The organism is Croceitalea sp. MTPC6, from assembly GCF_036985525.1.
In the GTDB taxonomy this organism is placed as follows: domain Bacteria; phylum Bacteroidota; class Bacteroidia; order Flavobacteriales; family Flavobacteriaceae; genus Croceitalea.
Genome location: NZ_BTGR01000009.1, coordinates 32,219 through 57,741 on the forward strand (window position 1 = coordinate 32,219; position 25,523 = coordinate 57,741).

Genomic DNA, 25,523 nt, shown 5'->3' on the forward strand with positions numbered 1-25,523 from the left:
TTTAATTTTTGGTTGGTTCTTTAGCTCTAATCAGCCATAGTCCTATGAAGGTTAAAAGACCATTTAGTGGTAAAAGTTCATAGCCTACTACATACCCTCCTAAAAAATTGGGATTCATATTGCCGATAATGGATATAGTTATAACGGAAAGTATTGCAACTAACCAGACGTACCTGTCTTTAATTTTATGTTTTGTGAATATGCCAAATGCAAAAAGTCCTAAAAGAGGTCCATAAGTGTAACCGGCTACAATTAAAAGACTGTCAATAACATTACGGCTTAGGATATATTTAAATGATATAATAACCAGGATAAGAACAAAGCTCATTACTACATGGGTTCGTTTTCGAATTCGTTTTTGGTCGCTTTCGGTTTTCTTATCTAGGTTCAAAAAATCTACACAAAAAGAAGTGGTCAAAGAAGTTAGTGCACTATCCGCACTACTATATGCGGCAGCTATTAGGCCCAACATAAAAGTTATGGATAAAGTAAGTCCCAATCCACTATTTAAAGCAACTTCAGGAAAAAGTAAATCTGTTTTTGGAGCCCCATCCATTAAAGGAATGGCGATTCCATTTTGTTTGCTATAAATGAATAAAAGTGCTCCTAAAAGCATAAATAGGAAGGTGACCCCAACTAAAACAAAACTGAAAGAAATCATATTTTTTTGTGCATCTTTCAGATTTTTACATGTTAGGTTTTTTTGCATCATATCTTGATCTAAACCAGTCATACAAATAGTAATGAACATGCCACCAAGGAAAGATTTTATAAAATGATTTTTTGCCAATAAACTGTCCGTAAATAAAAACTTGTTATAATCTTTTAGCTCATCGGAAGCTAAAAATTCTCCAAAACTCCAATCCAGCTCCCTATTGATTAAAACAACGGATAAAATAACAGCGGCAATCATAAAGGTTGTCTGTAGAGTGTCTGTCCAAACAATAGTCTTTATTCCTCCCTTGTTAGTATAAATCCAAATTAAAAAAATGGATATGACCACAGTAATTTCAAAAGGAACCCCAAAGTCATCAAAAACGAATTGTTGTAGCACAATCGCAACCAAATACAACCTAAATGCTGCGCCTAAAACACGCGATATAAAAAAGAAAAAAGCTCCAGTCTTATGACTTACCGTGCCAAATCGTTCAAGTAAGTACTCATATATTGAAGTTAAGTTTAGTTTGTAATATATAGGTAGCAATACAAATGCGACCACAAAATATCCAAACAAATAGCCCAATACGACCTGCATATAGCTAAACTCAGATGCTTCTACCCATCCAGGTACAGATATGAAAGTTACACCTGAAAGAGAAGCCCCTACCATGCCAAAGGCGACCAAATACCAAGGTGACTTCTGACCAGCCTTAAAGAAATCTGTATTGGAATCATTTTTGCCCGTAAAATAGGATATCAATAAAAGGACTAGAAAATAACCTCCTATAAGCAGTAATATCTGAGTAGCGGACATAAAGTCAATTTGTTGTCCAAAATACAAAAAGCGATTTGGATAAATGTAAAATTGTAATTTTACAGCAATGGAATATTCATCTAAACTTCTTGAGAATGCTGTATATGAAATGTCTCAGCTGCCTGGTATTGGTAAGCGAACAGCATTAAGGCTAGTATTACATTTATTAAAACAGCCTGAGGAGCGTACCTCTTACTTGGCTGGCTCTTTAATGAAGTTGCGTGAAGAAATTAATTTCTGCAGTTCTTGTCATAATATCTCAGATACAGAGTTGTGTGAAATATGTTCTAATCCTAAACGGGATGAAAGTCTAGTGTGTGTGGTGGAAGATATTAGGGATGTTATGGCTATCGAAAACACCTCTCAATATCAGGGGTTATACCATGTGCTAGGGGGTAAAATATCTCCTATGGAGGGAGTTGGCCCTCAAGATTTGAATATTGTTTCCTTGGTCAACAAAGTGAAAGATGGGAAGGTGAAAGAGCTCATATTTGCACTTAGTTCTACCATGGAAGGGGATACTACCAATTTTTATATGTATAAACAATTGGAAGGTTATGATGTTACAACTTCAACTATTGCAAGAGGTATTTCGGTAGGGGATGAGTTGGAATATGCTGACGAAGTTACTTTAGGAAGAAGTATTTTAAATCGCGTACCTTTTGAAAGTTCTATAAAAGCGAATTAGTTCCTTGCCAAAATGGAACTATATAAAGAACGTTATTTAATACATAAAAATTAATGATAAGGTCAATATTTTATTATTTTTGCAAAATATAAGCCTTAATCGATACGTTAATTAGGAATATGTCAAAATTTGAATTGAAATTACCGCAAATGGGTGAAAGTGTTGCCGAGGCAACACTAACTACTTGGCTCAAAGAGGTTGGTGACACCATTGAGATGGATGAGGCAATTTTTGAAATAGCGACAGACAAGGTGGATTCTGAAGTGCCCAGCGAAGTTGAGGGTACTTTAGTAGAAAAAAGGTTTGAGGTTGACGATATTATAAAAGTAGGCGAGGTTGTAGCGGTTATAGAAGTGGCAGGTGACGCTGTTGAAGTTGCTTCGGAAAGCAATGAGAAAACAGAAGAAGAGCAAGTTTTTGAAGAGCCTATTGCACAAATTCAACAACAAGTCTTTGCTGCTAAAGAAACTGTTGCGGCATCTGTTCAAGATTTTTCCAGTTCAGAACGCTTTTATTCACCTCTTGTGAAAAATATTGCTAAACAGGAGGGCATTTCCCTAGAACAATTAGATACCATTCCTGGCACAGGAAAAGAAGGCAGGGTTACAAAAAACGATATTTTAGCATTTATCGAAAATAGAGGTGCCAATGGTAGCACCGCTACTGCAACTACTGAGCTAATAAAGGAGGAATCCAAACCCATAGTAGTAAAAGAAACTCCTAAGATTCCTGAGGCGGCTCCGGTAAAGACGAGTACAGTTCAAGCATCAGGTGGGGACGAGATTATTCCACTGTCACGTATGGGCAAGCTTATTGCGCATCATATGGTAGAAAGTGTGTCAACTTCTGCACACGTGCAGAGCTTTATTGAAGTGGATGTTACAAATGTTGTAAACTGGAGGAATAAGGTTAAAAAATCCTTTGAAGAGCGTGAGGGTGAAAAGCTCACGTTTACCCCAATTTTTATGGAAGCAGTTGCTGTTGCAATTAAAAAGTTCCCTTTGATTAATGTTTCATTGGATGGTGACAATGTTATCAAGAAAAAGAATATCAATCTAGGTATGGCGGCAGCCTTACCAGATGGTAATTTGATTGTGCCTGTAATCAAAAATGCGGATCAGCTAAATCTAGTTGGTATGGCCAAAACGGTCAATGATTTGGCCGATAGGGCAAGAAATAATGCTTTAAAGCCCGATGAAATTAAGGATGGGACATACACGGTTACCAATGTAGGTTCTTTTGGCAGTGTGTTTGGAACACCGATAATCAATCAACCACAAGTAGCTATTTTAGCTTTAGGTGCTATCCGTAAAATGCCATCTGTAATTGAAACTCCTGAAGGTGATTTTATAGGTGTGCGTAGTAAGATGTTCTTATCCCACAGTTATGACCATAGGGTTGTGAATGGTGCACTTGGTGGAATGTTTATAAAGACCGTTGCAGATTATCTAGAGGCTTGGGATATAAATCGAGAGATTTAGAATTAGCTTTTATTCGTTCAATTACACTTCAATATTTATTATTCTGCTAGGGAACTTTATGTGAAGGCCTATCTTTGTCAAAACATAAAATTCCATAATGCAATTAAAACTTACCAAGCCTATTTGTTTTTTCGATTTGGAAACAACTGGAATAAACGTTGCAAAAGATAGAATCGTTGAAATCTCCATACTTAAGATTTTTCCAAATGGTAATAAAGAAAGTAAAACTTGGTTGGTGAATCCAGAAATGGAGATTCCTCCAGAAGTAGTTGCTGTTCATGGAATTTCCAATGAGAAAGTAACAAACGAGCCTACTTTTAAAGAATTGTCCAAGGAAATCTATAAAATGATTAGGGATAGTGACTTGGCAGGCTTTAATTCTGATCGTTTTGATATTCCACTTTTGGCGGAAGAAATGCTCCGGGCAGAGGTTGATTTTGACATGAAAAACATGGTTTCTGTAGATGTGCAGACCATTTTTCATAAAATGGAGAAAAGAACTCTAGGGGCTGCTTATAAATTCTATTGCGATAAGGATTTAGAAGATGCCCATAGTGCTGAGGCTGATACTTTAGCTACGTATGAGGTTTTGTTATCTCAATTGGACAGATATCCGGAATTGGAAAATAATGTAAAGAAGCTTTCCGAGTTTACCACTAGGAAACAATCCTTAGATTTTGCCGGATTTATTGGTATTGATGAGAATGATAACCCCATTTTTGCCTTTGGTAAGCATAAAGGTAAAACTGTGGATGAGGTTTTGGAAAAAGAACCAGGTTATTTTGGATGGATTTTAAACGCAGACTTTCCTTTGTATACCAAAAAGGTTCTTACCCAACTTAAGCTAAGCAAGCTCAATAATAAATTGTCCTAAATGCGATTATTTTTGTGCTTTTTTTTTACTGGTTTTTATGTTCTTGCACAAAATGTAGATTTTGAAGGCAGTGTGATAGATTTCAAAACTAATGATGCCATACCATATGTCAACATCAGTTTTTTAAACACTTTAAAAGGAACTTCTACTACAGAAGAGGGAAAGTTTCATCTGGAAATCCCAAAGGACTACTTACAAAAGAAAATACATGTTTCTTCATTAGGATATAAGGATACTATTTTAATGGCACAAAGCTTATATAAAACCAAACAGTTGAAAATGGTTGCTGCTAGTTTCGAGCTTGAAGAAGTGGTTGTAGCCAAAAAGTTGGGAGCATCCCAAATACTAAACCCTATTTCTAGCTATAGTATTACCAGTGGCTTTGATTCTTCCTCTACGCCATGGGTATTGGCACTTTACTTTCCCAATATAGGCGCAAGCAAAAAATATTTGAAAACCATAACGGTGTTTTTCAGGCAAAAAAATGAGTTTACCCGAGAAAAAGCAAAATTTAGACTACGTTTCTATAATGTAGATTCTAAAAGCAAAATGCCCAACAAAGACATGGTGCAAAAAAGTATAATTTTAGAATCTGTCAGAACATACGATTATACATCAATAGACATATCTTCATTAAAGCTACAAATGCCCCAAAATGGTGTGTATATTGGTTTGGAATGGCTTTTTATACCCTATAATTGGTATCAAAAAGGTGAAAAGAACCCAATAACCAATAAGCCTATTATCGAAGACCGTTTTGCACCTACATTTGGTGGTATGTACACCAAGAATCAGAATTTTAAAGCGATGATTTATGGCATGGGTGAATGGCAAGAATTTAAAGTAAAATCAAAAGACAATAATCAAAATTTTATTCCCGCAATAAGTTTAAAAATTGCCAAGGGTAAATAACAATTTATTTTTAGTATGAAATTAATCTGTATAGGTAGGAACTATGCTGATCACATAGACGAGCTAAATAACGAACGCCCATCCGAACCAGTTGTTTTTATTAAACCGGATTCTGCAGTTCTACCCAAAGAACAAGATTTTTATATCCCTGAATTCTCTAATGAAATTCACTATGAAGTTGAAGTTTTGATCAAAATTAAAAGAGTAGGTAAGCACATTAAAGAGAAGTTTGCTCATACCTATTATGATGAGATAAGTTTGGGAATAGATTTTACGGCACGTGATTTACAATCAGACCTAAAAGCAAAAGGTTTGCCCTGGGAAAAAGCTAAGGGATTTGATGGAGCCGCAGTGGTTGGTAAGTGGATTAATAAAAAAAAGTACGAAAATTTAGACAAACTAAGTTTTTCCTTGTTAAAAAATAGGGAAATCGTGCAAAAAGGGGATACAAGCTTGATGTTGTGGAAGATAGATGCGTTGGTTGCATATGTGTCCACCTATTTTATGCTCAAAAAAGGCGATATTATTTACACCGGGACACCTTCAGGTGTTGGTAAAGTTGTCGCAAATGATTACCTTGAAGGTAGAATTGAAGATGAGGAATTTTTTACAATCAATGTACGATAATGATTTATAGCTTAGATAAGATAAATGAAATGGCTGAAGGAGATCAAGACTTTGTGATTTCCGTGATTTCTGTTTTCTTAGAAGAAGTACCTGAAGATCTTCAAAATTTGGAAAATGCCATTTCCGAAAAGAATTTTGAACAGGTTTACAAAATGGCTCACAAAATCAAACCAAATGTTGATCTTTTAGGGATGGAACAAACAAGGGCAACTGCTCTAGAAATTGAGACCTTGGGTAAGAGCGATTCCAATTTAAGTGCTATAGAAGAGAAATTCCCTATCCTTAAAAAAGATATTGAACAGGTGGTTGCTGAACTTCACAAGGACTTCGAAGTATAAACACAACAATTCTCACTAGCAGAACACCTTTTAGTTATTTTTGCAGCTTAATTATTCAAATTCTAGTTTGAATATTATAGTAACTGTATGCAAGCGGAAATCATTACCATTGGAGACGAAATTCTAATAGGCCAAATAGTAGACTCAAACTCAGCATTTATTGCAAAAGAACTTAACAAAATTGGTGTTTCTGTATATCAAATTACTTCTGTTCAAGATGAGAAGCAACAAATACTAAATGCTCTTTCAGAAGCAAATAAAAGATCACAGGTAGTCATTATTACTGGAGGATTAGGTCCAACAAAAGACGATATTACCAAGCATACACTATGTGAATACCTTGGAGATTCATTGGTTAAGGATGAAGGAGTTCTAAACCATATTGAAAAACTCTTTGCGAAATATATCTCAACACCCATTTCGGATTTAAATAGACAACAAGCTTTAGTGCCTGCAAGTGCAACTGTTTTAAAGAATGAGTTTGGTACAGCTCCCGGTCTTTGGATGGAAAAAAATGGAACCGCGTTTGTTTCATTACCAGGTGTTCCATTTGAAATGAAAGGCTTAATAACAAGTGGCGTGCTTCCAAGAATCATCTCTCAATACAAGCGTCCTCATATTTTACATAAGACCATTATGACCTATGGCCTTGGGGAAAGTGCAATAGCAAGTAAGATAGAAGATTGGGAAAATAACCTACCGGAAGCTATAAAATTTGCTTATTTACCTAGTTTAGGTAGAGTAAGACTTCGTCTATCTGCCAAAGGAAACCATAAAGAAGAGCTGCAAGAAATGGTGGAAAAAGAGGCTAAAAAACTGTATCCTCTTATTGGCGATATTATCTATGGTGAGGAAGAAGATGAGAGTATTGAATCTTCAATTGCAAATCTTTTTACCAATAAAAAATTAAGTTTAGCTACTGCTGAGAGCTTTACAGGGGGTAAAATTGCTGAGCAATTAACCGCTTTACCTGGAGCATCAAAATATTTTAAGGGCAGTGTGGTAAGCTATGCCACAGAAACGAAAATTAACCTTTTAGGGGTGGATAGAGATATAATAGAAAAACACTCCGTCGTGAGTGAAGAAGTTGCGCTAGCAATGGCGAAAAATGTAAGACAAGTTTTGAATACGGATTTTGCAATTGCTACCACAGGTAATGCTGGGCCAACAAAAGGAGATTCGGATGAACCAGTAGGTACGGTTTTTATTGCAATTAGTACACCAAAGCACACTTTTACCCAAAAATTCACTATGGGAAATCATAGAGAGCGCATTGTTCAAAAGTCTGTAAATAAGGCGTTTGAATTATTACAAAAAGAAATTCTAAATTTCTGAGTTAGAATTTTGTGTGTCTAAGAGAAATACCTAAATTTGCAGCCTCAATAAAATCACTCAAAAGTTAGGCAGATGTCCAAAATTTGTGAAGTTACAGGTAAAAAGGTGATGTTTGGTAATAACGTTTCTTTCTCTATCAATAAAACGAAGAGAAGATTTGACGCTAATATTTCCAAGAAGAAATTCTACATCCCTGAAGAAGATAAGTGGGTAACGCTTAATGTTTCCTCAAAAGGAATCAAAATAATTAACAAAAAGGGTGTCTCTGCAGCCTTAAAAGATGCTAGAGCAAAAGGTTTTGTTAAGTAAAAGTATTAGAAAATGGCAAAGAAAGGCAACAGAGTTCAAGTTATCTTAGAGTGCACGGAGCACAAGGAGTCAGGACAACCTGGTACCTCTAGATATATTACTACCAAGAATAAAAAGAACACACCGGATAGATTGGAGATAAAAAAATTCAATCCTATCTTAAAGCGTATGACCGTTCATAAAGAAATAAAGTAATAGACTTTCACTCCTGATAGCTATTGGGTGTGGACAATAAAATATATAACCATGGCAAAGAAGACTGTAGCAACACTTCAAGGAAGTTCAAAAAGATTAACAAAAGCCATTAAAATGGTAAAGTCTCCAAAGACTGGGGCCTATACTTTTGTTGAGTCTGTAATGTCACCAGAATTGGTAAACGATTGGTTGGCTAAGTAATAAGCAACGTTTAAAATTATATTAATAAAGCCACTCTCCTGAGTGGCTTTATTAGTTTATAAAACTCCATCTTCTTTCCTATCTTTGATTTTCAACCAAAACAAATCATGAGTCTCTTTAAAAATATATTCTCCAAGGACAAAAAAGAAACCCTTGACAAAGGTTTAGAGAAGTCCAAAACCAGTTTTTTTGGAAAGTTGAGCAAAGCTGTTGCTGGTAAATCCAAAGTGGATGACGAGGTATTGGACAATCTGGAAGAGGTTTTGGTGACTTCAGATGTTGGTGTAAATACTACACTAAAAATTATAGAACGGATTGAAGAACGTGTTTCTCGAGACAAATACATGGGAACGGAAGAATTGAACCAGATTCTTCGCGAAGAGATTGCGGGACTGCTTTCTGAAACCCATGTTGGTGAGGATACCGACTTTTCTTTGCCAAAAGTCCATAAACCACATGTAATAATGGTAGTGGGTGTAAATGGTGTTGGTAAGACCACTACTATTGGAAAATTGGCCAAGCAATTTAAGGACAAAGGCTTAAAAGTAGTTTTGGGTGCTGGAGATACTTTTCGAGCGGCTGCAATTGACCAACTAGAGGTTTGGGCAGATAGGGTAGATGTGCCTATAGTAAAACAGAAAATGGGTAGTGACCCTGCTTCCGTAGCTTTTGATACTTTAAATTCTGCGGTTGCAGATGATGCAGATGTGGTTTTGATAGATACTGCAGGGCGTTTACATAACAAGATAAATTTAATGAACGAGCTTTCCAAGGTTAAACGTGTCATGCAAAAAGTGGTTCCAGATGCTCCACACGAAGTCTTATTGGTATTGGATGGTTCTACGGGACAGAACGCTTTTGAGCAGGCCAAACAGTTTACAAAAGCTACTGAAGTGACTTCATTGGCAGTGACCAAATTAGATGGTACAGCAAAAGGCGGCGTGGTCATTGGAATCTCTGACCAGTTTCAAATACCGGTAAAATATATTGGAGTAGGCGAGGGGATTGAAGATTTACAGGTCTTTAATAAGTACGAGTTCGTAGATTCGTTTTTTAATATCTAAGAATGAGAGTTTTCAGTCTTTTGCTCTTATTATTTATATTTAATATAACGTTCTCACAAATAACACATCCAAAAGCAAGTCCATTTGCTCAAATAATCCAAGAGGTAGGCTTATCAGAAATTACTATTACATATTCAAGACCGGCTGCCAAAGGTCGTAAAGTATTTGGTGGATTGGTTCCCTATGGTCGAATTTGGCGAGTTGGTGCCAATAAAAGCACAAAAATTACGGTTGATACAGATATGGAGGTTTTAGGGAAGTTACTACCCAAAGGAACTTATGCACTATATGCCTTCCCAGAAAAAGAAGTTTGGCAAATAGCTTTTCATACCAATATTTCACATTGGGGAGATGGACGTAAAAATTATGACCCAGGAGAAGATTTGTTTAGAATTTCCGTTAAGCCAGAACGCATTCCATATCACCAAGAGAATTTTTTGATAGCTTTTGATTCCGTCACCCATAATTCTGCTAAACTGAATCTAGTTTGGGCAAATACTAAAGTTAGTATTCCTTTTCAGGTAGACACGCATGCTCAGATGGAATTGGAAATTACAAAGCAAATTAAGGAAAACCCCACTGCGCAAACCTACTATGAAGCTGCGCGTTACCTACAAGAACAGGATAAAGATTTAAAAAGAGCATTAGGCTACTTAAATAAGGCAACGGAACTAGGAGGAGACACCTATTATTTTCATCGGGTCAAGAGTTTGGTGGAAGCGGAATTAGGTAATTACAAAGCTGCTATTACTTCTGCTGAAAAGTCCTTGAAAATTGCTTCTGAACTTGAAAAGGATGAGTTTGTAAGAATGAATCAAGCAAATATCCAAAAGTGGAAAGCACTTGTTGAGAATAAGTGACATGTAGTTTTAAATCAAAAGTTAGAAGTCTTATATTTAGATTTCAGACTTGAAAATACTCACAAAATGACTAAGCTATCCTTTCAGAAATTCGGTAAAGCACTTTTTCTATTAATTCTACTCGTACTTACTTTTTCTTGCAAAAACAATTCTGAAATCAAAGAAACAGATACAGATGTTGTACTCTGGACTTCCTACAACGACTCTTTAGAAGTTGCTGCCAATGCAGAACATGAGAACAGCCGCATGCGTTATAAACTTATCCAGTCCAAAGTGTTGGACAAAAATGATGTGTTTAGGCCACTTTACCATGAGGTATCCCGATTTTCAGAAGAACGGTATGCACAAATAAAATCCATGATTTTGGAGCACGACATCAATACCATTCAAAATCATATTGCTAACAATAAATTTTCCTATGAAGAATTGGTGCTGTTCTATCTAAAGAGAATTTACAAGTACGAATTGGATAATGAAACAACATTAAATACAGTTATAGCTTTAAACCCAAATGTATTGGAAGAAGCTAGAAGTTTGGATAAGAAAAGTAAGGCATTGCATCCAATTTATGGAATGCCGATTCTTTTAAAAGATAATATTGGCACTGATAATATGAAGACCACAGCAGGTGCTATTGCGTTACAGGATAATGAGACCAATGATGCATTTATTATAGAACGGTTAAAAGAGAATGGAGCATTGATATTGGGCAAAGTAAACCTAAGTGAATGGGCTTACTTTTTATGTCGCGGTTGTCCTGTTGGGTATAGTGCTGTGGGCGGACAAACATTGAACCCATATGGACGTCGGGTTTTTGAAACGGGAGGGTCGAGTTCAGGAAGTGGAACATCTATGGCAGCTAATTATGCCGTTGCAGCAGTGGGTACGGAAACTTCAGGGTCTATTTTATCTCCTTCAAGTCAAAATTCTGTGGTAGGTTTAAAACCAACAATTGGACTTTTAAGCAGAACAGGTATTGTGCCAATTTCCAGTACCCTAGATACTCCTGGACCTATGACAAGAAATGTTACGGATAATGCAATTTTATTGTCTGCAATGATGGGTCATGACCCCAAGGATAAGGCCTCAATTAAAGAAAACTATGCAGGTATTTATACTTCTGGTGAAAGACCAATTCCATTAAGCGAATTGAAATTAGGTGTTTTTAAGGGACTTATAGAAAGCGATTCCATTTATAAGGCTACAATTATAAAATTGAAAGATGCAGGTGCGGAAATTGTTGAATTCACACCTCCAGAAGTTGATATGAGTGGTTTTCTTTCTATTCTTAATATTGATATGCGCAATGATTTGCCTAGTTATATAGATGCTGAAGTTCAAGATAAGGATGCTGTAAAAATTACTTCTATTAAAGATGCGGTTGCCTTTAACAATCAAGACTCTTTAGTTAGAATCCCTTATGGGCAAGCCTTGTTTGAGGGTATACTGACAGACTCTACAACCGTGACGGGATTGTATGGGATAAAAATCAGACTAGAACAAAATGGTCGCACTTATTTTAATGATGCGATGGATAAATATGATTTAGATGCCATTTTATCTATTAATAACTACCATGCAGGTTATGCCGCAGTTGCCAAATATCCTGCTTTGACCATCCCAATGGGATATAAAGAGTCTGGAGAACCTATTAGCTTAACCTTCATTGGGAAACAATTTTCAGAAGCCAATTTGTTACGAATGGGCAAGACCTTTGAAGATTTGACCAAAGTTAGGAAGATACCTGAGGGGTATACAGAGTAGTGGAGTAAAATACAGTATAGTAGGTTGTTACTGTAATAATTGTTAATCCATTAAATCATTCAGTAATGCCCAAAGCTCATTATCAAAACTGGAAGGGCCTAAAAGGGTTTCACCAGCATCATCGCCCGTACGAACAATTACTAGTTCCTCACTGGGCACAACATATAATTTTTGATCGTTTTTACCCATGCCCGCATATAGGTCGTTTGGAGCATTTGGTATAAGTTTACCAGAAAGCTCAATTTCAGCTCCAGGAACGCGATAGTTACTTTTACCATTAAGCCAATAAAGATACCCGTAAGCTTCGTTCATATCCTGAGAAGTATTTTTCATAGCTGTTAAAAAAGTATTATCCCCCAAAATAGTTTCACCATCCCAAACCCCATTGTTGAGATTAAGAATGCCAAAACGTGCCATACTTCTTGCAGTGCTATAATAGTTATTATTATATCCGATAGGGAGCCAAATTCCTTGCATACCAATTTTATCCCGAATTTTAGTATAGAAATAATCCTTAAAATCAGTTCCTGTTGCTCCAGTGATAATCCTGTCCAATAGTGTATAGGGGGCATTATGATAAAACCAGAATTCCCCAGGCTCATTTTTAAATAATAAACACTCTGGGTCTGTACAAAAGATATCGTCAACCTCATAATCAAGACCGGTGGTCATGGTTAAGTGGTTCCAAACTGTTATATTTTGCTCTTGTTCAGTGGTTAGGCTGGACCAACCACTTCCCAAATATTCCATAGAAGTAGCATTAATATCTAGAAACCCTTCTTCTTGGGCAATTCCCACCGTCATAGCTGTTAATGTCTTTCCTGCTGAATTCCATACATGGTTGTCGTCTTGTGTAAAATCACCAAAATACTTTTCAACGACCATGCGACCATTCTTAAGTATTAAAAAAGCATCTGTCCCTCTGTTTTCCAAAAAATCATACAGAGGTTGCTCTGCAGCTTCATTCCAACCTAAATCTGATATGGTAATAGTTTCCCATTCATTAGAGTCCGTCGGAGGAAAATAAGCTTGACTGGGAACAGGATTAATAGTAATAACTTGATTTTCAATATCAGTAGAATCACTAGAGCATGAATATAAAATGAATGTTAAGATTACTAAGACCAGTTGATTTTTCATGGTTCAATTTTTAATAAGACCTATGATTTCCTATAAGGTTTAACGTAACAGGCAAAGAAATATTTATTAAAATCGACCAATTGCAGGGGCTTGTTGTATTTTTGCCGTCCATTTAGAAAGCAATGCGCACAAAATCACTTAAAAAGAACAAAATCAACGTAGTAACTTTAGGTTGTAGCAAAAATGTTTACGATTCTGAAGTATTAATGGGACAGCTAAAAGCGAATAACAAAGAAGTTGTCCACGAAGAAGAAGGAAATGTGGTAGTTATTAACACTTGTGGATTTATTGCCAATGCGAAAGAGGAAAGTGTAAATACCATTTTGGAATATGTTCAAAAGAAAGAAGCTGGAGATGTAGACAAGGTTTTTGTTACCGGATGTTTAAGTGAGCGTTACAAACCGGACCTACAAAAAGAGATTCCCAATGTGGATGAGTATTTTGGGACTAGCGATTTACCAAACCTGTTAAAAGCTTTAGGAGCAGATTACAAGCATGAGCTTATCGGAGAGCGTTTAACAACTACGCCAAAAAACTATGCCTATTTAAAAATTGCCGAAGGATGTGATAGGCCTTGTTCATTTTGTGCTATACCATTAATGCGTGGAAAACATAAAAGCAAACCTGTTGAAGAATTGGTTGCTGAAGCTCAAAAACTTGCTGCAAAAGGAGTCAAGGAATTAATTTTAATTGCGCAAGACCTTACCTATTACGGACTTGACCTTTACAAAAAGCGTAACCTGGCCGAATTATTACAAAAACTGGTAAAGGTTGATGGAATTGAATGGATACGTTTGCATTACGCCTTCCCAACAGGATTTCCTATGGATGTGCTAGATGTGATGAGAAGTGAACATAAAATCTGTAATTATATTGATATTCCGCTGCAACATATTTCGGATGCTATCTTAAAAAGTATGCGTCGCGGTACTACTTATGCAAAAACGACTAAGTTGCTTCAGGATTTTAGAGCTGCTGTTCCAGAAATGGCTATCAGAACTACTTTAATTGTTGGCTATCCTGGGGAGACCGAAGAAGATTACCAGATTTTAAAAGAATGGGTGCAAGAGATGCGTTTTGAGCGACTGGGATGTTTTACCTATAGCCATGAAGAGAATACATATGCTTACAATTTAGAGGATGATGTTCCAGAGAATGTAAAACAAGAACGAGCTAATGAAATTATGGAAATTCAATCTCAAATTTCATGGGAGTTGAACCAAGAAAAAATAGGAAAAACCTTTAAGTGTATCATTGATAGAAAAGAGGGTAACCATTTTGTAGGTCGTACAGAATTTGATTCTCCTGATGTTGATAATGAGGTCTTAATAGATGCTACAAAACATTACATAAAAATTGGCGATTTCACCGATATTAAAATCACAGAAGCTTCTGATTTTGATTTATACGGTGAACCAGTATCGTCATCCTGAGCCTATCGAAGGGTTGATTTATATGGTGAGCCTTCTAAAATGTAACATAGGAAATTAAGTTTTCAACCGTAGGGTGGTCATTTCCACCTGCAGGCTCAATGGTAATATTTAGAGATTCTGCCTTATCAATGTATTTTAGGGTAATTAATTCCTCACTTGTTTCTAACACTCCCATATCTATCATTTCGCCATCAACATCACTCCACATTTGATAGGTTTTGTCCTCTGGTAATTTAGTTAGACCTTCAGCATTAACTACCACCATCTTGGTTTTATGGTTTACGTAGGCTATGGCTCTGGAATCTGGAGAAAGTTCATTGCCCTTCATCAAGAGCGGTATCGTATTTTTACCATCTATGGTTTGTAATCGGGTATTGGTCAAAACATAATTTTCTTCTAGAGTGTCCAAGCGTTCTTGGAGGACTGTAGTTTGTTTTTGTAAAGATTCAAATTCTGTCCTAGTTTCTTGCCATTTTATGTACATCCAAATTGATGATAGCAGGAATATTGCACCAATACTCGCAGCTGCTACAAAAGGCCTGCTCCATAATCGTTTTACTTTAGGTTCTTCCAACCTAGACTTTAATCTGTCTTTAACTATTGGAGGCGGATTTATGGCATTTTCAAATGCCATTTTTTCAAAGTCTTCTTCTAATTCCAAAAACTTTTTCTTTAACTCAGTATCATTCTTAATGGCATTCTCAACCAAATGTCTATCAGATTCACTTAATTCATCCAATAGATATTTTTCCAAAAGTCCTTCGTCCAATATTTTCTTCCTTTCCATCATATCAAAATTCCCATATAAAACCAAAGTACTATCAACTCTTTCTTATAACTCTCCCGCAAAAGACTCAGTGCCTGTCTGACGTATGATTTGAAAGTACCCAAGGGCACTCCCATTTCTTCATAAGCCTCTCTATGGGTATAGCCCCTAAAGTAAACTAACGATATAGCTTCTTGATGATGCGGTTCTAACTTTTTAATCGCTCCTGTTAGTTGTGCAAAATCAGGGGTAATTTCTGTCTGCACTTTATCTTTATATACACTTAAATCTTCCGTTTGGATGAGTTGCTTAGGTTTTCTAAGAGCATTGAGTGTTGTGTTTTTTGCGATGCGATAAGCCCAGGTATAAAACTTGCCTTTACTAGAATCATAGGTGTCAATTTTTTGCCAAATCTTTACAAATGTTTCTTGTAAAAGGTCTTCCGCCTTGCCCTCGTCTCTGCACATACGTATAATCACCCCATAAAGTGCACCAGAGTATTTATCGTAAATCGTGTAAAGTGCACTTTTATCTTTTTCGGACAAGCGCTTTAAAACTTCTTCATCTTCAGGGTAAGTAGCCATATACAATGTTAAAGATATGATAAAATCAAGTTTACTTCATCCATTGGGTGAAATGCTGTGTAAATAAAATTAGAAGCGCTCAAAAATTTTAATCATTAATACTTAAATCTAAAAAGAAAGACATGAAAAAATTAGTTTTTATTTTATCAACTGCAGCATTGGTTCTATTTACTCAAACTACCAATGCGCAAAAATCTAAAGACATTGTAGATATTGCAGCGTCTATGGATGATTTTTCTACTTTAGTTGCTGCTGTAAAAGCGGCAGACTTGGTAGACGCATTAAAAGGTGATGGCCCATTGACGGTATTTGCCCCAAATAATGCAGCATTTAACAAATTGCCTGACGGGACAGTAGAAACCTTATTAAAGCCTGAAAATAAAGAAACTCTAACTGCAATTCTTACATATCATGTGTTAGCGGGAAAATTTACCGCTGGTGACATTGTAAAATCTATTAAAGCAAACGGAGGCGGTTTTATGGCAAAAACTTTACAAGGCGAAGAAATCCATGCGGAACTATCAGGGAGTAATGTAATTTTAACCGATTCTAAGGGAAATAAGTCTAAAGTTATTGTCACAGATGTAATGGCGAGCAATGGAGTAATCCACGCTATTGAAAATGTAGTAATGCCTAAATAGTTTATAGTTTTATCTAATAAAAGAAAAGCACCGCATTGCGGTGCTTTTTTACATATTTACAAACTCAAAACCAGCCAAAGGCATTTTGGTCAAATCATATTCTCTTTCATTTAATAAAATGCCATGCTCAAGAAAGGCTTTAAGATTGGCAAGCCAAAATGTCCATCCATTACTACATCCGTGATGGATGTTTAGTTTGCTTTCCTCATCTAAAGGAATTTCATATTGTTTTAAGGAAAGGAGTACGGCGCCATCTTTCTGTTCCAGTTGTACAGAGACCTTGCAACTTTCAGCAAAAGAAAATTCAATAAAATCTATGTTATTGGTTTTTAAGATTTTGCCTTTTTCTTTACCATCCCAATTATGCCATTCCCAAACATAGCTATCATTTGTCTGAACATTTTCCGAAGCTTTTCTTACATATTTATCTATAGAAGTATAGATAGCTTTACTTAAAAACCAGGATTCAATACCTTCTTTGGTACTCCAACACCAAAATAATTTTTCCAATGGAGCTTTAATAAAGATTTTTTTAGTGAATTGATCAAAGCTGAGCTTGTTCATCTTTTCCGTTTTAATTCTTGATTGTACAATTCGCGGCCCAATTGTGCCAAAAATGGAATCCCAATTTCATCATACTCATAGTTGTCGTCATTAAAGATTTCGTCTTTGTTTACTAAAATAGTAGCAGTTATCATAAAATCTATATTATTCTTGGTGTCCTTAATGTAGGCACAATCTGTTAAGGTACCGTAAGCATAACCTACTTTGTTATAGATTTTAATATAATCGGGAATGGGTTCTTTAGAGTCACCATACATAAAAAACTTCCCATAACTGTCATAATATTCTTTTTCATTATACCCAGTATCTTTTGGCAATGTGCCCATCGCATTTAGCAAAAAACTATGTTGATTTTTGCTTAAATTAAATTGTTCTGATTTAGAAAAGGTCTCTGGAAAAATGACTCTTTTTAGTAACCCATGCTGTGCTGGGAGCGCATAAAAATTTTTTAAGCTAAAATCAAAAGGTGTTAGGTACAAAGAATCATCACTATAATACCCCTTGCCTTTTAAAACTTTTTCCATGGTAAGGTTAACTGGGGATGTACTAATTATACTTTTAGAACTGGATGCCGTACTATCATTTAAATAAATAACCATAGGTTTAGTGGTTACTTCATCTGCATTAGTAGTGGAAAGGCGGTGTGAAATTCGCACGGAATCAATACCTCGATTCCTAAGACTTTTATTCAGAGCATCAAAACCTAAAAATTCTACCAGCCTATTATTTGCGGCATTATCACTAACCGCGAAAATTTCTTGGATTGCTCTTGCAAAAGTGGTTTCTATGGTATCTCCTTCTAGATAAAATTTAGTATTTCTATCAATTGAATCAATGTTATTTAATTTTTCCAGTGTAGCCACAGCTGCTGGAAACTTTACTGTACTTGCAGGATAGAAATAATGATTTGGATTTACCTGAAAATCAAAATCTATAAATAAAATACTATCGTTTCTTCTATCAATTTGAGTGTACCTAATCTGTACTTCATATTGCTCTACACTATCCATCACCCTTTTTATGCGAAAATCTTCAGAGGCTAATGCATACTCTAATGGATTCTTATGATTTTGGTCTGAGCAAGAAAAAATAAGGAATACGAGAATTAAACTTGCTGATAGAAAACTATTTTTGATATCGATTATTTTTCTGATCATTCACTATATATTTCTCCCCTATGCGGCTTAAGCATGTCTCTCACCTGTATCATTTCAAATTCTGCTACTACTAAATAGGCTATACTATGCAATTCATTGATATGTAGTGTTCCTGTTATATCAAATTTTAATTCTTCAGTTACAATGAATTCTTCGAGGTGTTTTTTGTGGTGTTCCGCAGTTTTTGGAGCAGACGGACCTCTAAAATCCCAAATTAACTTAATTTTTCTATCCAAGACGGGTTGCATAATGTTAGGAATCGGTTACTGATATGTCATTTTCTGCGAAGTTCTTAAAGTCTTGAGCATATTTCATGGATTGTTTTTTAAATGCCCGGGGCATTAAAAAACCTATAAGTTTCATCCCTAAACCTGCAAATTGAAATTCACTCTCTGAAATCCATCTGGTTTTTCCGTCCTCTTCTTTAAAGTAATTTTTTTGAATGTTATGGACTCCTTTGGTATCGTAGGTTGCATGGAATTCTTCTGGCATATTTCTTTTGATTATGGTTTCCACCATTTCCATTTCTCCTTTTCCCCTTTTGAACTTCATGGTCATTCTGGCACCTTCTTCACCAGGTTTTCCAGATATCATTTTATGGTCCAACAATCCCCGCATCCAATGTTTCATATTCTCGGGATTATCCAACTTTTTAATAAACTCTTCCCTTGGAAGGTTAATTAGGATTTCTGTAGTGTACTTCATGTTAGGTGGTTTTAAAAAACTAATGTACTAAAATATTGATTTTCAATAGCTACTAAAAATCTGTTAATGCTTGTAATGATAGCTTGCACGACTTTAAGTTATTGTTATTTTTGCGGAATGTATTTTTTAAACAAAAAGGTTTTCGGACTGTTTTTTTTATTGGTTGGTTTGTCCATCAGTTCTTGCGATTCTCTTTTTAAGGAAGAGCCAGAAAAAGAACCCTTGGCCCGTGTAGGCGAATCATATCTTTACAAGGAGGATGTTACCAATTTGATTCCTACTGGCATGGCAGGTAGGGATAGTGCCGCTTTTGTGGTAAATTACATAAATAATTGGGCCTCAAAAGAGCTTTTGTTGGACAAGGCCAAAATAAATTTACCAGAAGATAAGCTTGAAGAATTTGATAGATTGGTATCCAATTATCGTACAGATTTATATACCAGGGCCTACATGGAAGCTTTAGTGAGCCAATCTGCCGATACTCTGGTTTCAAATTCTGAATTACAAGATTTTTACAATAGGGAGAAGGAGAATTTTAAACTTACGGAAAAGTTGGTGCAACTCCGGTTTGTTTCATTACCAAAGCAATTTTTGGACAAAGAAGTTATCGTTCAAAAATTAAAGAATTTTAGGGCTGAAGACAAGGCCTACTTGGATTCTATTGCCGTACAGTTTAAAAAACTACATTTTAACGATTCCGTTTGGGTAAGTGCTCCACGCTTAATAGAGGAAATACCACCATTAACTTCTTTGAATGAAGAGAAGTACTTAAAAAATTCACAATTTTTTGAATTGCAGGATTCAATCGGGGTATATTTGGGAAAGGTGAGCAAAGTGCTCAATATAAATGAGGTTGCGCCTATTTCTTATGCTGCTCCAGACATAAAGCAGATTATCATCAACCGAAAAAGGCTTTCGCGGATTAAGAAAATAGAAACAGAAATTATTGATGAGGCTATCAAGAAAAATGAGTTTGAGATTTATGGAAAAGACTAGAAAAAATATAACGTTCCTATTATTGTTTTCTTTTGCTATTGGTTTTGCTCAAGAAGACATAGCTATTGCTGAAAAAGAAGTTGAAGTTGCAGATATTGGTTTGGTAAAGAAAGATACCACCAGCACTAAAAGAATGAAATTGGACGGTATTGCAGCTGTTATTGGCGACTACGTAATATTGGATTCGGACATTGAAAAAACGCTGGTAGACCTAAGAAATCAGGGTGCCTCCACAGAGGATGTTACACATTGTCAATTATTGGGTAAGTTGATGGAAGACCGTTTGTATGCACATCAAGCAGTGCAAGATAGTCTTTTGGTTTCCGATGATCAGGTAAATGCTACCAGTGATAGACAGATACAACAACTTGTGGCACAAGTAGGTTCTATGGATAAGGTGTTGAAGTTTTATAAAAAGCCAGATATTGAAAGTTTTAGAAGTGAGCTTTTTGAGATAAACAAGCTTCGTATTCTTTCCGAGAAAATGCAGACTGAAATCACAAAAGATATAGAGGTGACCCCAGAGGAGGTAAGGCAATTTTTTTATAAGATTCCAGAAGACGAACGCCCTATATTTGGTGCGGAGCTAGAGATTGCACAGATAGTAAAGCAACCAGACGCACCTGAAGCTGAGGTTCAAAAAATAATAGACCGTTTAAAGCGCATAAAACAAGACGTTGAAGAGAATGGTTCCAGTTTTAGGATAAAAGCGGTTTTGAACACCAAAGATGAGGCTTCAAGAGCCAACGGAGGATTTTACACGGTAACCAAACAAACGCAGTTTGTAAAAGAATTTAAGGATGTAGCATTCAGTCTTCAAGAGGGTGAGATTTCTGAACCTTTTAAATCCCCTTTTGGATATCATATCATCATGGTCGAAAAAATACGTGGTAGAGAGGTAGATTTAAGGCACATCCTAATGATTCCAGAAATTCCTGATAGTGCTATGAAAGAAGCTGCCAATGAGTTGGATACTATTCGTAAGCAGATTATTGACGGGAAGTACACTTTTGCAGAAGCTGCGCAAAATTTCTCAGATGAAAAAGAGACCAGAAACGATGGAGGTGTTTTAAGGAATCCTATAGATTTTGGTTCTCGATTTGAGCTCACAAAAATGGACCCTGCATTGTACAATCAAATCAGAGATTTAAAAGATAATGAAATCTCTAGACCTTTGAGGGAAGATGACCCGCGTGGAGGCGCACCAAAGTTCAAAATCATGAAAATCACCAATAGGTTCGATGAGCACAAAGCGGATTTTGCTAAAGACTATTTAAAAATTCAAGAATTGGCTTTACGCGAAAAACAGTATAAGGCAATCAAAGAGTGGATGGAGGAACATATTGAGGATACATATATCCATGTAGATTCTGAGAACCGAGATTGCGATTTTGCCAACAACTGGGTTAAACAATAGATGCATGTCTGACGTAGCAGCTATTCAAAACTTGGTGGAGAAGCACCAAGCCTTAAAAAAAGAAATTTCAAAAGTTATTGTTGGTCAAAATGAGGTGGTTGACCAAATTTTACTTTCTATTTACACAGGCGGACATTCCTTATTGATAGGTGTGCCTGGTTTGGCAAAGACATTAATGGTCAATACAATCGCCCAAACTTTGGGTTTGGATTTCAAGAGAATCCAATTTACTCCAGATTTGATGCCAAGTGATATTTTGGGGAGTGAAGTTTTAGACCAAGACCGAAATTTTAAGTTTATTAAAGGTCCGGTTTTTGCCAATATCATACTTGCAGACGAAATTAATCGTACTCCTCCTAAAACCCAAGCGGCTCTTTTGGAGGCAATGCAGGAGCGTGCGGTCACTATTGCTGGACAACAACATAAATTAGACCTTCCTTATTTTGTGCTGGCTACCCAAAACCCCATTGAGCAAGAAGGTACCTATCCATTGCCTGAAGCACAGTTGGACCGCTTTATGTTTGCCATCAAGCTTACTTATCCATCAATTGAAGAAGAGATTAATATTGTAAAATCTACAACTTCAGATGACTCAGTAATATTGAACACTCTTTTTAGTGCAGATGGTATCAATGAAGTTCAGCGTTTGGTGAGACGAATACCCGTTCCTGACAACGTTGTTGATTACACTGTTCATCTGGTAAATAAAACTAGGCCAAACATAGAAGGTGCATCTGAGTACGTAAAAAATTATATTGATTGGGGTGCTGGTCCAAGAGCTTCGCAGAATTTGGTCATGGCCGCGAAGGCACATGCTGCAGTAAATGGTAAATTTTCCCCAGATATTGAAGATGTAAAAGCCGTAGCACATGGCATTTTAAGACATCGTATTTTAAAAAACTACAAAGCTGAGGCTGAGGGAATATCAGAAGAAATGATTATTGATAGCCTTTTATAATTCCATAGGGAATAAAAAGAGGCATCACTTTTTTTGTATTTCCTAATTTTTGTTGAATAGGGAATCAAAAGTTTTATACCCCACTTGTATTTCGTAATTTTAACAACTATAAATTAACAAAATTAGATAGCAAATGGCGTTTGACATCGACATGATCAAGAAAGTTTATGCTACCATGGGAGAAAGGGTAGACAAAGCAAGGAAATTGGTTGGTAAACCTTTGACTCTAGCAGAAAAAATATTGTATTCCCACCTTTGGGAAGGAAATCCAAATAAGGTTTTCACAAGGGGAAAGGATTATGTCGATTTCGCTCCTGACCGTATTGCTTGTCAAGATGCCACGGCACAAATGGCATTGCTTCAATTTATGCAAGCAGGTAAACCAAAAGTTGCAGTACCTACTACGGTGCACTGTGATCATTTAATACAAGCAAAGAGTGGTGCTGCTGCAGATTTAAAGTCCGCAAATAATACAAGTGCCGAGGTTTTTAACTTTTTAGAATCTGTGTCCAATAAATACGGAATAGGTTTTTGGAAACCAGGCGCAGGAATAATCCATCAAGTGGTTTTGGAGAACTATGCTTTTCCAGGCGGAATGATGATAGGAACCGATTCGCATACGGTAAATGCAGGTGGACTGGGAATGGTGGCGATTGGAGTAGGTGGTGCCGATGCGGTAGATGTAATGGCAGGTATGGCTTGGGAACTTAAGTTTCCTAAATTGATAGGAGTTAAATTAACTGGTACAATATCTGGTTGGACCGCTCCAAAAGATGTTATTTTAAAAGTTGCTGAGATTCTAACTGTTAAAGGTGGTACTGGTGCGATAGTAGAATATTTTGGACCTGGAGCAAAGGCCTTATCCTGCACAGGAAAAGGAACTATTTGTAATATGGGGGCAGAAATTGGAGCTACCACGTCTACTTTCGGATATGATGAATCTATGGAGCGTTACCTTCGAGCAACGGATAGGGCAGACATTGCTGATGCTGCTAATAAAGTAAAAGAACACTTAACTGGTGACACAGAGGTTTATGATAATCCTGAGCAATACTTTGACCAAGTAATAGAAATTAACCTTTCGGAACTTGGTCCACTTTTAAATGGTCCATTTACACCGGACCTTTCCACAGAAGTTGGATCAACTATGACAAAAAAGGCCACAGAAAATGATTGGCCTATACAAGTTGAATGGGGGCTTATCGGGTCTTGTACCAATTCTTCTTATGAAGATTTGTCAAGGGCATCTTCCATAGCACAACAGGCGTTGGACAAAGGTTTAAAAATGAAAGCGGAGTTGGGTATCAATCCAGGTTCGGAACAAGTACGTTATACCGCTGAGCGCGATGGGATTCTTGGAATTTTTGAGGAATTGGACGCAAAAATATTTACCAATGCCTGTGGTCCCTGTATTGGACAATGGGCGAGATATAGTGATCCCAAAAACGCACCCAAAAATAGCATAGTGCATTCTTTTAATAGAAACTTTGCAAAGCGAGCGGATGGTAATCCCAATACACATGCTTTTGTGGCCTCACCAGAGTTGACTGCAGCAATTGCAGTTTCGGGTAGATTGGATTTCAATCCAATTACAGATACCTTGGTAAATGAAAATGGTAAGGAAGTTAAATTTGACGAGCCTACTGGTTGGGAATTACCACCAAAAGGTTTTGAAGTGGAAGATGCAGGTTTTATTCCCCCGATGGAAGATGGTAGTGGAGTTCAAGTTGTTGTTTCACCTACTTCGGAAAGATTACAGTTACTGGAGCCATTTACTCCAATTAAACCAGAAAGTTTACAGGGAGTCAAGCTGTTGATTAAGGCTTTTGGTAAATGTACTACGGACCATATTTCAATGGCGGGACCCTGGTTGCGGTTTAGAGGGCATCTAGATAATATTGCAAATAATACGCTTATAGGAGCTGTGAATGCCTATAATAAGAAAACAAATTTTGTAAAAAATCAGCTTACCGGAGAGTATGGGTCTGTCCCGGATACACAAAGGGCATACAAAGCAGAAGGTATTAAATCTATTGTAGTTGGAGATCATAATTATGGTGAAGGTTCTTCTAGGGAGCATGCTGCAATGCAGCCAAGACATCTTGGAGTAGCAGCTGTTTTAGTAAAATCTTTCGCTAGAATCCATGAAACAAACCTTAAAAAACAGGGTATGTTGGGATTGACTTTTGCTAATGAAAGTGATTATGATTTAATTAAGGAAGACGACACCTTTAACTTTTTGGATATTGCTGAGTTTGCTACAGACAAACCTTTGACTCTTGAAGTTGTTCATGCTGATGGTAGCAAAGACACCATTATCGCTAACCATACATACAATGATGCGCAGATTAATTGGTTTAAAGAAGGTTCTGCGTTGAACGTTATTAAAAAAGAGAATGCATAATTTTAAATAATTAGCATAAAAGCTCCTTAGTTTTGATTAAGGAGTTTTTGTGTTTTAACCCCCTATTTATGGCAGTTAAGAAAAAAACGGTTTTAAACATCGTTGTAATTCTTTTTATTCTTTCATTTTTTATTACCCCACTTGGCCATTATGGGAAGTTATTTTTAAATCAAATTTTTTCATTTTCCCCAGAGATAGTTGAAATAGCAGACAGGAAAAAGATTTCTGATTACTCTTGGCGGTTAAAAGACGCGGAGTGGAATTTTTTCAATTTTGAAAAGTCCAAAGGAAAAGTAATCTTCATAAATTTCTGGGCCTCATGGCGGCTTCCTTCAGAGGCTGAACTAAAAAGTATTCAGGCTTTGTATGATGACTATAAGGACAAAGTTGATTTCTATATTATTACTAACGAAAATAGGCCTCCTGTTGAGGAATTTATGGCTAAAAATAAGTTTCACTTTCCTGTAACCTACTTAATTATAGGTGATAAATCATCAGTTAAGGTTCCTGAAAAGCCACCTTACTCATATATCATTGATAAAGAGGGAACCGTTGTGGTTGAAAAAGATGGTATTGCCGATTGGAACACAAGTAGGGTTCGAGCCCTTTTAGACGACTTATTGGCAAAATAAATTC

The 25,523-nt window shown here is 36.4% G+C and carries 28 protein-coding genes; 20 read left to right on the forward strand and 8 right to left on the reverse strand.

The genetic code is table 11. From position 1 onward, the window contains the following. Position 1: 1 nt before the first annotated feature. Positions 2 to 1,474 carry a sodium:solute symporter gene (locus AACP56_RS14990; RefSeq protein WP_339337726.1) on the reverse strand — a complete coding sequence of 491 codons (1,473 nt, stop codon included), beginning with the start codon at positions 1,472 to 1,474 and terminating at the stop codon, positions 2 to 4. Positions 1,475 to 1,541: 67 nt separating this feature from the next. Between AACP56_RS14990 and recR the strand changes: the two genes are divergently transcribed. The 13 genes from recR (at position 1,542) to AACP56_RS15055 (ending at position 12,122) form a co-directional block, all read left to right on the forward strand. Next, positions 1,542 to 2,162 carry a recombination mediator RecR gene (gene recR, locus AACP56_RS14995; protein WP_339337728.1) on the forward strand — a complete coding sequence of 207 codons (621 nt, stop codon included), beginning with the start codon at positions 1,542 to 1,544 and terminating at the stop codon, positions 2,160 to 2,162. A gap of 119 nt (positions 2,163 to 2,281) precedes the next feature. Next, positions 2,282 to 3,643 (forward strand): dihydrolipoamide acetyltransferase family protein, encoded by a 1,362-nt coding sequence (locus AACP56_RS15000; protein ID WP_339337730.1) that lies wholly within the window; start codon positions 2,282 to 2,284, stop codon positions 3,641 to 3,643. A 97-nt stretch (positions 3,644 to 3,740) separates the two neighbouring features. After that, positions 3,741 to 4,517, forward strand: a complete 777-nt coding sequence (locus AACP56_RS15005; protein WP_339337732.1) for a 3'-5' exonuclease — start codon at positions 3,741 to 3,743, stop codon at positions 4,515 to 4,517. Continuing rightward, positions 4,518 to 5,429 carry a carboxypeptidase-like regulatory domain-containing protein gene (locus AACP56_RS15010; protein WP_339337734.1) on the forward strand — a complete coding sequence of 304 codons (912 nt, stop codon included), beginning with the start codon at positions 4,518 to 4,520 and terminating at the stop codon, positions 5,427 to 5,429. 15 nt (positions 5,430 to 5,444) lie between these two features. Then, positions 5,445 to 6,056 carry a fumarylacetoacetate hydrolase family protein gene (locus AACP56_RS15015; protein WP_339337736.1) on the forward strand — a complete coding sequence of 204 codons (612 nt, stop codon included), beginning with the start codon at positions 5,445 to 5,447 and terminating at the stop codon, positions 6,054 to 6,056. Continuing rightward, the gene (locus AACP56_RS15020; protein WP_339337738.1) at positions 6,056 to 6,394 is read left to right on the forward strand and encodes an Hpt domain-containing protein; all 339 of its coding nucleotides are present in this window, start codon (positions 6,056 to 6,058) and stop codon (positions 6,392 to 6,394) included. The genes AACP56_RS15015 and AACP56_RS15020 overlap by 1 nt, the downstream gene beginning before the upstream one ends. Before the next feature lie 87 nt (positions 6,395 to 6,481). Further along, positions 6,482 to 7,729, forward strand: coding sequence for a competence/damage-inducible protein A (locus tag AACP56_RS15025; protein WP_339337740.1), 1,248 nt, complete (start codon positions 6,482 to 6,484; stop codon positions 7,727 to 7,729). A 72-nt stretch (positions 7,730 to 7,801) separates the two neighbouring features. Then, positions 7,802 to 8,038, forward strand: coding sequence for a 50S ribosomal protein L28 (rpmB, locus tag AACP56_RS15030; RefSeq protein WP_339337742.1), 237 nt, complete (start codon positions 7,802 to 7,804; stop codon positions 8,036 to 8,038). A gap of 12 nt (positions 8,039 to 8,050) precedes the next feature. Beyond that, positions 8,051 to 8,233 carry a 50S ribosomal protein L33 gene (rpmG, locus tag AACP56_RS15035; RefSeq protein ID WP_339337744.1) on the forward strand — a complete coding sequence of 61 codons (183 nt, stop codon included), beginning with the start codon at positions 8,051 to 8,053 and terminating at the stop codon, positions 8,231 to 8,233. Positions 8,234 to 8,284: 51 nt separating this feature from the next. Continuing rightward, on the forward strand, positions 8,285 to 8,434 hold the full coding sequence (locus AACP56_RS15040; protein ID WP_339337746.1) for a DUF4295 domain-containing protein: 150 nt from the start codon (positions 8,285 to 8,287) through the stop codon (positions 8,432 to 8,434). Between the two features lie 107 nt (positions 8,435 to 8,541). Beyond that, positions 8,542 to 9,498: a signal recognition particle-docking protein FtsY gene (gene ftsY, locus AACP56_RS15045; RefSeq protein WP_339337748.1), complete on the forward strand. Its 957-nt coding sequence runs from the start codon at positions 8,542 to 8,544 to the stop codon at positions 9,496 to 9,498. Between the two features lie 2 nt (positions 9,499 to 9,500). After that, the gene (locus AACP56_RS15050) at positions 9,501 to 10,358 is read left to right on the forward strand and encodes a DUF2911 domain-containing protein (RefSeq protein ID WP_339337750.1); all 858 of its coding nucleotides are present in this window, start codon (positions 9,501 to 9,503) and stop codon (positions 10,356 to 10,358) included. Positions 10,359 to 10,424: 66 nt separating this feature from the next. Then, positions 10,425 to 12,122 (forward strand): amidase family protein, encoded by a 1,698-nt coding sequence (locus AACP56_RS15055; protein WP_339337752.1) that lies wholly within the window; start codon positions 10,425 to 10,427, stop codon positions 12,120 to 12,122. 42 nt (positions 12,123 to 12,164) lie between these two features. On the opposite strand, the gene AACP56_RS15060 is transcribed toward AACP56_RS15055, so the two are convergent. Next, positions 12,165 to 13,262, reverse strand: coding sequence for a serine hydrolase domain-containing protein (locus AACP56_RS15060; protein WP_339337754.1), 1,098 nt, complete (start codon positions 13,260 to 13,262; stop codon positions 12,165 to 12,167). Positions 13,263 to 13,384: 122 nt separating this feature from the next. Here AACP56_RS15060 and rimO point away from each other — a divergent pair, with 122 nt between their 5' ends. Further along, entirely contained in the window at positions 13,385 to 14,695 is a 1,311-nt protein-coding gene (rimO, locus tag AACP56_RS15065; protein ID WP_339337756.1) for a 30S ribosomal protein S12 methylthiotransferase RimO, read from the forward strand. 34 nt (positions 14,696 to 14,729) lie between these two features. On the opposite strand, the gene AACP56_RS15070 is transcribed toward rimO, so the two are convergent. Further along, a complete protein-coding gene (locus tag AACP56_RS15070) occupies positions 14,730 to 15,482 on the reverse strand; it encodes an anti-sigma factor (protein WP_339337758.1) in 753 nt (250 codons plus the stop codon). Beyond that, positions 15,482 to 16,045: an RNA polymerase sigma factor gene (locus AACP56_RS15075; protein ID WP_339337760.1), complete on the reverse strand. Its 564-nt coding sequence runs from the start codon at positions 16,043 to 16,045 to the stop codon at positions 15,482 to 15,484. Before AACP56_RS15075 ends, AACP56_RS15070 begins: the two co-directional genes overlap by 1 nt. Positions 16,046 to 16,167: 122 nt before the next feature. Here AACP56_RS15075 and AACP56_RS15080 point away from each other — a divergent pair, with 122 nt between their 5' ends. After that, on the forward strand, positions 16,168 to 16,686 hold the full coding sequence (locus AACP56_RS15080) for a fasciclin domain-containing protein (protein ID WP_339337762.1): 519 nt from the start codon (positions 16,168 to 16,170) through the stop codon (positions 16,684 to 16,686). Between the two features lie 48 nt (positions 16,687 to 16,734). Here AACP56_RS15080 and AACP56_RS15085 read toward each other — a convergent pair whose 3' ends face one another. From AACP56_RS15085 to AACP56_RS15100, 4 genes are read right to left on the reverse strand one after another with little or no spacing between them, the layout of a single operon-like run. Beyond that, on the reverse strand, positions 16,735 to 17,250 hold the full coding sequence (locus AACP56_RS15085) for an SRPBCC family protein (protein ID WP_339337764.1): 516 nt from the start codon (positions 17,248 to 17,250) through the stop codon (positions 16,735 to 16,737). Continuing rightward, positions 17,247 to 18,407, reverse strand: a complete 1,161-nt coding sequence (locus AACP56_RS15090; protein ID WP_339337766.1) for a serine hydrolase — start codon at positions 18,405 to 18,407, stop codon at positions 17,247 to 17,249. Before AACP56_RS15090 ends, AACP56_RS15085 begins: the two co-directional genes overlap by 4 nt. Then, positions 18,404 to 18,655, reverse strand: a complete 252-nt coding sequence (locus tag AACP56_RS15095) for a hypothetical protein (protein ID WP_339337768.1) — start codon at positions 18,653 to 18,655, stop codon at positions 18,404 to 18,406. Before AACP56_RS15095 ends, AACP56_RS15090 begins: the two co-directional genes overlap by 4 nt. 4 nt (positions 18,656 to 18,659) lie before the next feature. Then, entirely contained in the window at positions 18,660 to 19,112 is a 453-nt protein-coding gene (locus AACP56_RS15100) for an SRPBCC family protein (protein ID WP_339337770.1), read from the reverse strand. Positions 19,113 to 19,229: 117 nt separating this feature from the next. Here AACP56_RS15100 and AACP56_RS15105 point away from each other — a divergent pair, with 117 nt between their 5' ends. The 5 genes from AACP56_RS15105 (at position 19,230) to AACP56_RS15125 (ending at position 25,519) form a co-directional block, all read left to right on the forward strand. Next, a complete protein-coding gene (locus tag AACP56_RS15105) occupies positions 19,230 to 20,108 on the forward strand; it encodes a peptidyl-prolyl cis-trans isomerase (protein ID WP_339337771.1) in 879 nt (292 codons plus the stop codon). After that, positions 20,095 to 21,525, forward strand: a complete 1,431-nt coding sequence (locus tag AACP56_RS15110) for a peptidylprolyl isomerase (protein ID WP_339337772.1) — start codon at positions 20,095 to 20,097, stop codon at positions 21,523 to 21,525. The genes AACP56_RS15105 and AACP56_RS15110 overlap by 14 nt, the downstream gene beginning before the upstream one ends. 4 nt (positions 21,526 to 21,529) lie before the next feature. Further along, on the forward strand, positions 21,530 to 22,483 hold the full coding sequence (locus tag AACP56_RS15115; protein WP_339337773.1) for an AAA family ATPase: 954 nt from the start codon (positions 21,530 to 21,532) through the stop codon (positions 22,481 to 22,483). 133 nt (positions 22,484 to 22,616) lie between these two features. Next, positions 22,617 to 24,887 carry an aconitate hydratase gene (locus AACP56_RS15120; protein WP_339337774.1) on the forward strand — a complete coding sequence of 757 codons (2,271 nt, stop codon included), beginning with the start codon at positions 22,617 to 22,619 and terminating at the stop codon, positions 24,885 to 24,887. Positions 24,888 to 24,955: 68 nt separating this feature from the next. Continuing rightward, the gene (locus AACP56_RS15125; protein ID WP_339337775.1) at positions 24,956 to 25,519 is read left to right on the forward strand and encodes a TlpA family protein disulfide reductase; all 564 of its coding nucleotides are present in this window, start codon (positions 24,956 to 24,958) and stop codon (positions 25,517 to 25,519) included. Positions 25,520 to 25,523 lie beyond the last annotated feature (4 nt).

What these genes read in the sequence shown, in the direction of transcription:
- AACP56_RS14990 (WP_339337726.1), bottom strand. Translation starts at nt 1,474, where the DNA reads ATGTCCGCTACTCAGATATTACTGCTTATAGGAGGTTATTTTCTAGTC.
- recR (WP_339337728.1), top strand. Translation starts at nt 1,542, where the DNA reads ATGGAATATTCATCTAAACTTCTTGAGAATGCTGTATATGAAATGTCT.
- AACP56_RS15000 (WP_339337730.1), top strand. Translation starts at nt 2,282, where the DNA reads ATGTCAAAATTTGAATTGAAATTACCGCAAATGGGTGAAAGTGTTGCC.
- AACP56_RS15005 (WP_339337732.1), top strand. Translation starts at nt 3,741, where the DNA reads ATGCAATTAAAACTTACCAAGCCTATTTGTTTTTTCGATTTGGAAACA.
- AACP56_RS15010 (WP_339337734.1), top strand. Translation starts at nt 4,518, where the DNA reads ATGCGATTATTTTTGTGCTTTTTTTTTACTGGTTTTTATGTTCTTGCA.
- AACP56_RS15015 (WP_339337736.1), top strand. Translation starts at nt 5,445, where the DNA reads ATGAAATTAATCTGTATAGGTAGGAACTATGCTGATCACATAGACGAG.
- AACP56_RS15020 (WP_339337738.1), top strand. Translation starts at nt 6,056, where the DNA reads ATGATTTATAGCTTAGATAAGATAAATGAAATGGCTGAAGGAGATCAA.
- AACP56_RS15025 (WP_339337740.1), top strand. Translation starts at nt 6,482, where the DNA reads ATGCAAGCGGAAATCATTACCATTGGAGACGAAATTCTAATAGGCCAA.
- rpmB (WP_339337742.1), top strand. Translation starts at nt 7,802, where the DNA reads ATGTCCAAAATTTGTGAAGTTACAGGTAAAAAGGTGATGTTTGGTAAT.
- rpmG (WP_339337744.1), top strand. Translation starts at nt 8,051, where the DNA reads ATGGCAAAGAAAGGCAACAGAGTTCAAGTTATCTTAGAGTGCACGGAG.
- AACP56_RS15040 (WP_339337746.1), top strand. Translation starts at nt 8,285, where the DNA reads ATGGCAAAGAAGACTGTAGCAACACTTCAAGGAAGTTCAAAAAGATTA.
- ftsY (WP_339337748.1), top strand. Translation starts at nt 8,542, where the DNA reads ATGAGTCTCTTTAAAAATATATTCTCCAAGGACAAAAAAGAAACCCTT.
- AACP56_RS15050 (WP_339337750.1), top strand. Translation starts at nt 9,501, where the DNA reads ATGAGAGTTTTCAGTCTTTTGCTCTTATTATTTATATTTAATATAACG.
- AACP56_RS15055 (WP_339337752.1), top strand. Translation starts at nt 10,425, where the DNA reads ATGACTAAGCTATCCTTTCAGAAATTCGGTAAAGCACTTTTTCTATTA.
- AACP56_RS15060 (WP_339337754.1), bottom strand. Translation starts at nt 13,262, where the DNA reads ATGAAAAATCAACTGGTCTTAGTAATCTTAACATTCATTTTATATTCA.
- rimO (WP_339337756.1), top strand. Translation starts at nt 13,385, where the DNA reads ATGCGCACAAAATCACTTAAAAAGAACAAAATCAACGTAGTAACTTTA.
- AACP56_RS15070 (WP_339337758.1), bottom strand. Translation starts at nt 15,482, where the DNA reads ATGGAAAGGAAGAAAATATTGGACGAAGGACTTTTGGAAAAATATCTA.
- AACP56_RS15075 (WP_339337760.1), bottom strand. Translation starts at nt 16,045, where the DNA reads ATGGCTACTTACCCTGAAGATGAAGAAGTTTTAAAGCGCTTGTCCGAA.
- AACP56_RS15080 (WP_339337762.1), top strand. Translation starts at nt 16,168, where the DNA reads ATGAAAAAATTAGTTTTTATTTTATCAACTGCAGCATTGGTTCTATTT.
- AACP56_RS15085 (WP_339337764.1), bottom strand. Translation starts at nt 17,250, where the DNA reads ATGAACAAGCTCAGCTTTGATCAATTCACTAAAAAAATCTTTATTAAA.
- AACP56_RS15090 (WP_339337766.1), bottom strand. Translation starts at nt 18,407, where the DNA reads ATGATCAGAAAAATAATCGATATCAAAAATAGTTTTCTATCAGCAAGT.
- AACP56_RS15095 (WP_339337768.1), bottom strand. Translation starts at nt 18,655, where the DNA reads ATGCAACCCGTCTTGGATAGAAAAATTAAGTTAATTTGGGATTTTAGA.
- AACP56_RS15100 (WP_339337770.1), bottom strand. Translation starts at nt 19,112, where the DNA reads ATGAAGTACACTACAGAAATCCTAATTAACCTTCCAAGGGAAGAGTTT.
- AACP56_RS15105 (WP_339337771.1), top strand. Translation starts at nt 19,230, where the DNA reads ATGTATTTTTTAAACAAAAAGGTTTTCGGACTGTTTTTTTTATTGGTT.
- AACP56_RS15110 (WP_339337772.1), top strand. Translation starts at nt 20,095, where the DNA reads ATGGAAAAGACTAGAAAAAATATAACGTTCCTATTATTGTTTTCTTTT.
- AACP56_RS15115 (WP_339337773.1), top strand. Translation starts at nt 21,530, where the DNA reads ATGTCTGACGTAGCAGCTATTCAAAACTTGGTGGAGAAGCACCAAGCC.
- AACP56_RS15120 (WP_339337774.1), top strand. Translation starts at nt 22,617, where the DNA reads ATGGCGTTTGACATCGACATGATCAAGAAAGTTTATGCTACCATGGGA.
- AACP56_RS15125 (WP_339337775.1), top strand. Translation starts at nt 24,956, where the DNA reads ATGGCAGTTAAGAAAAAAACGGTTTTAAACATCGTTGTAATTCTTTTT.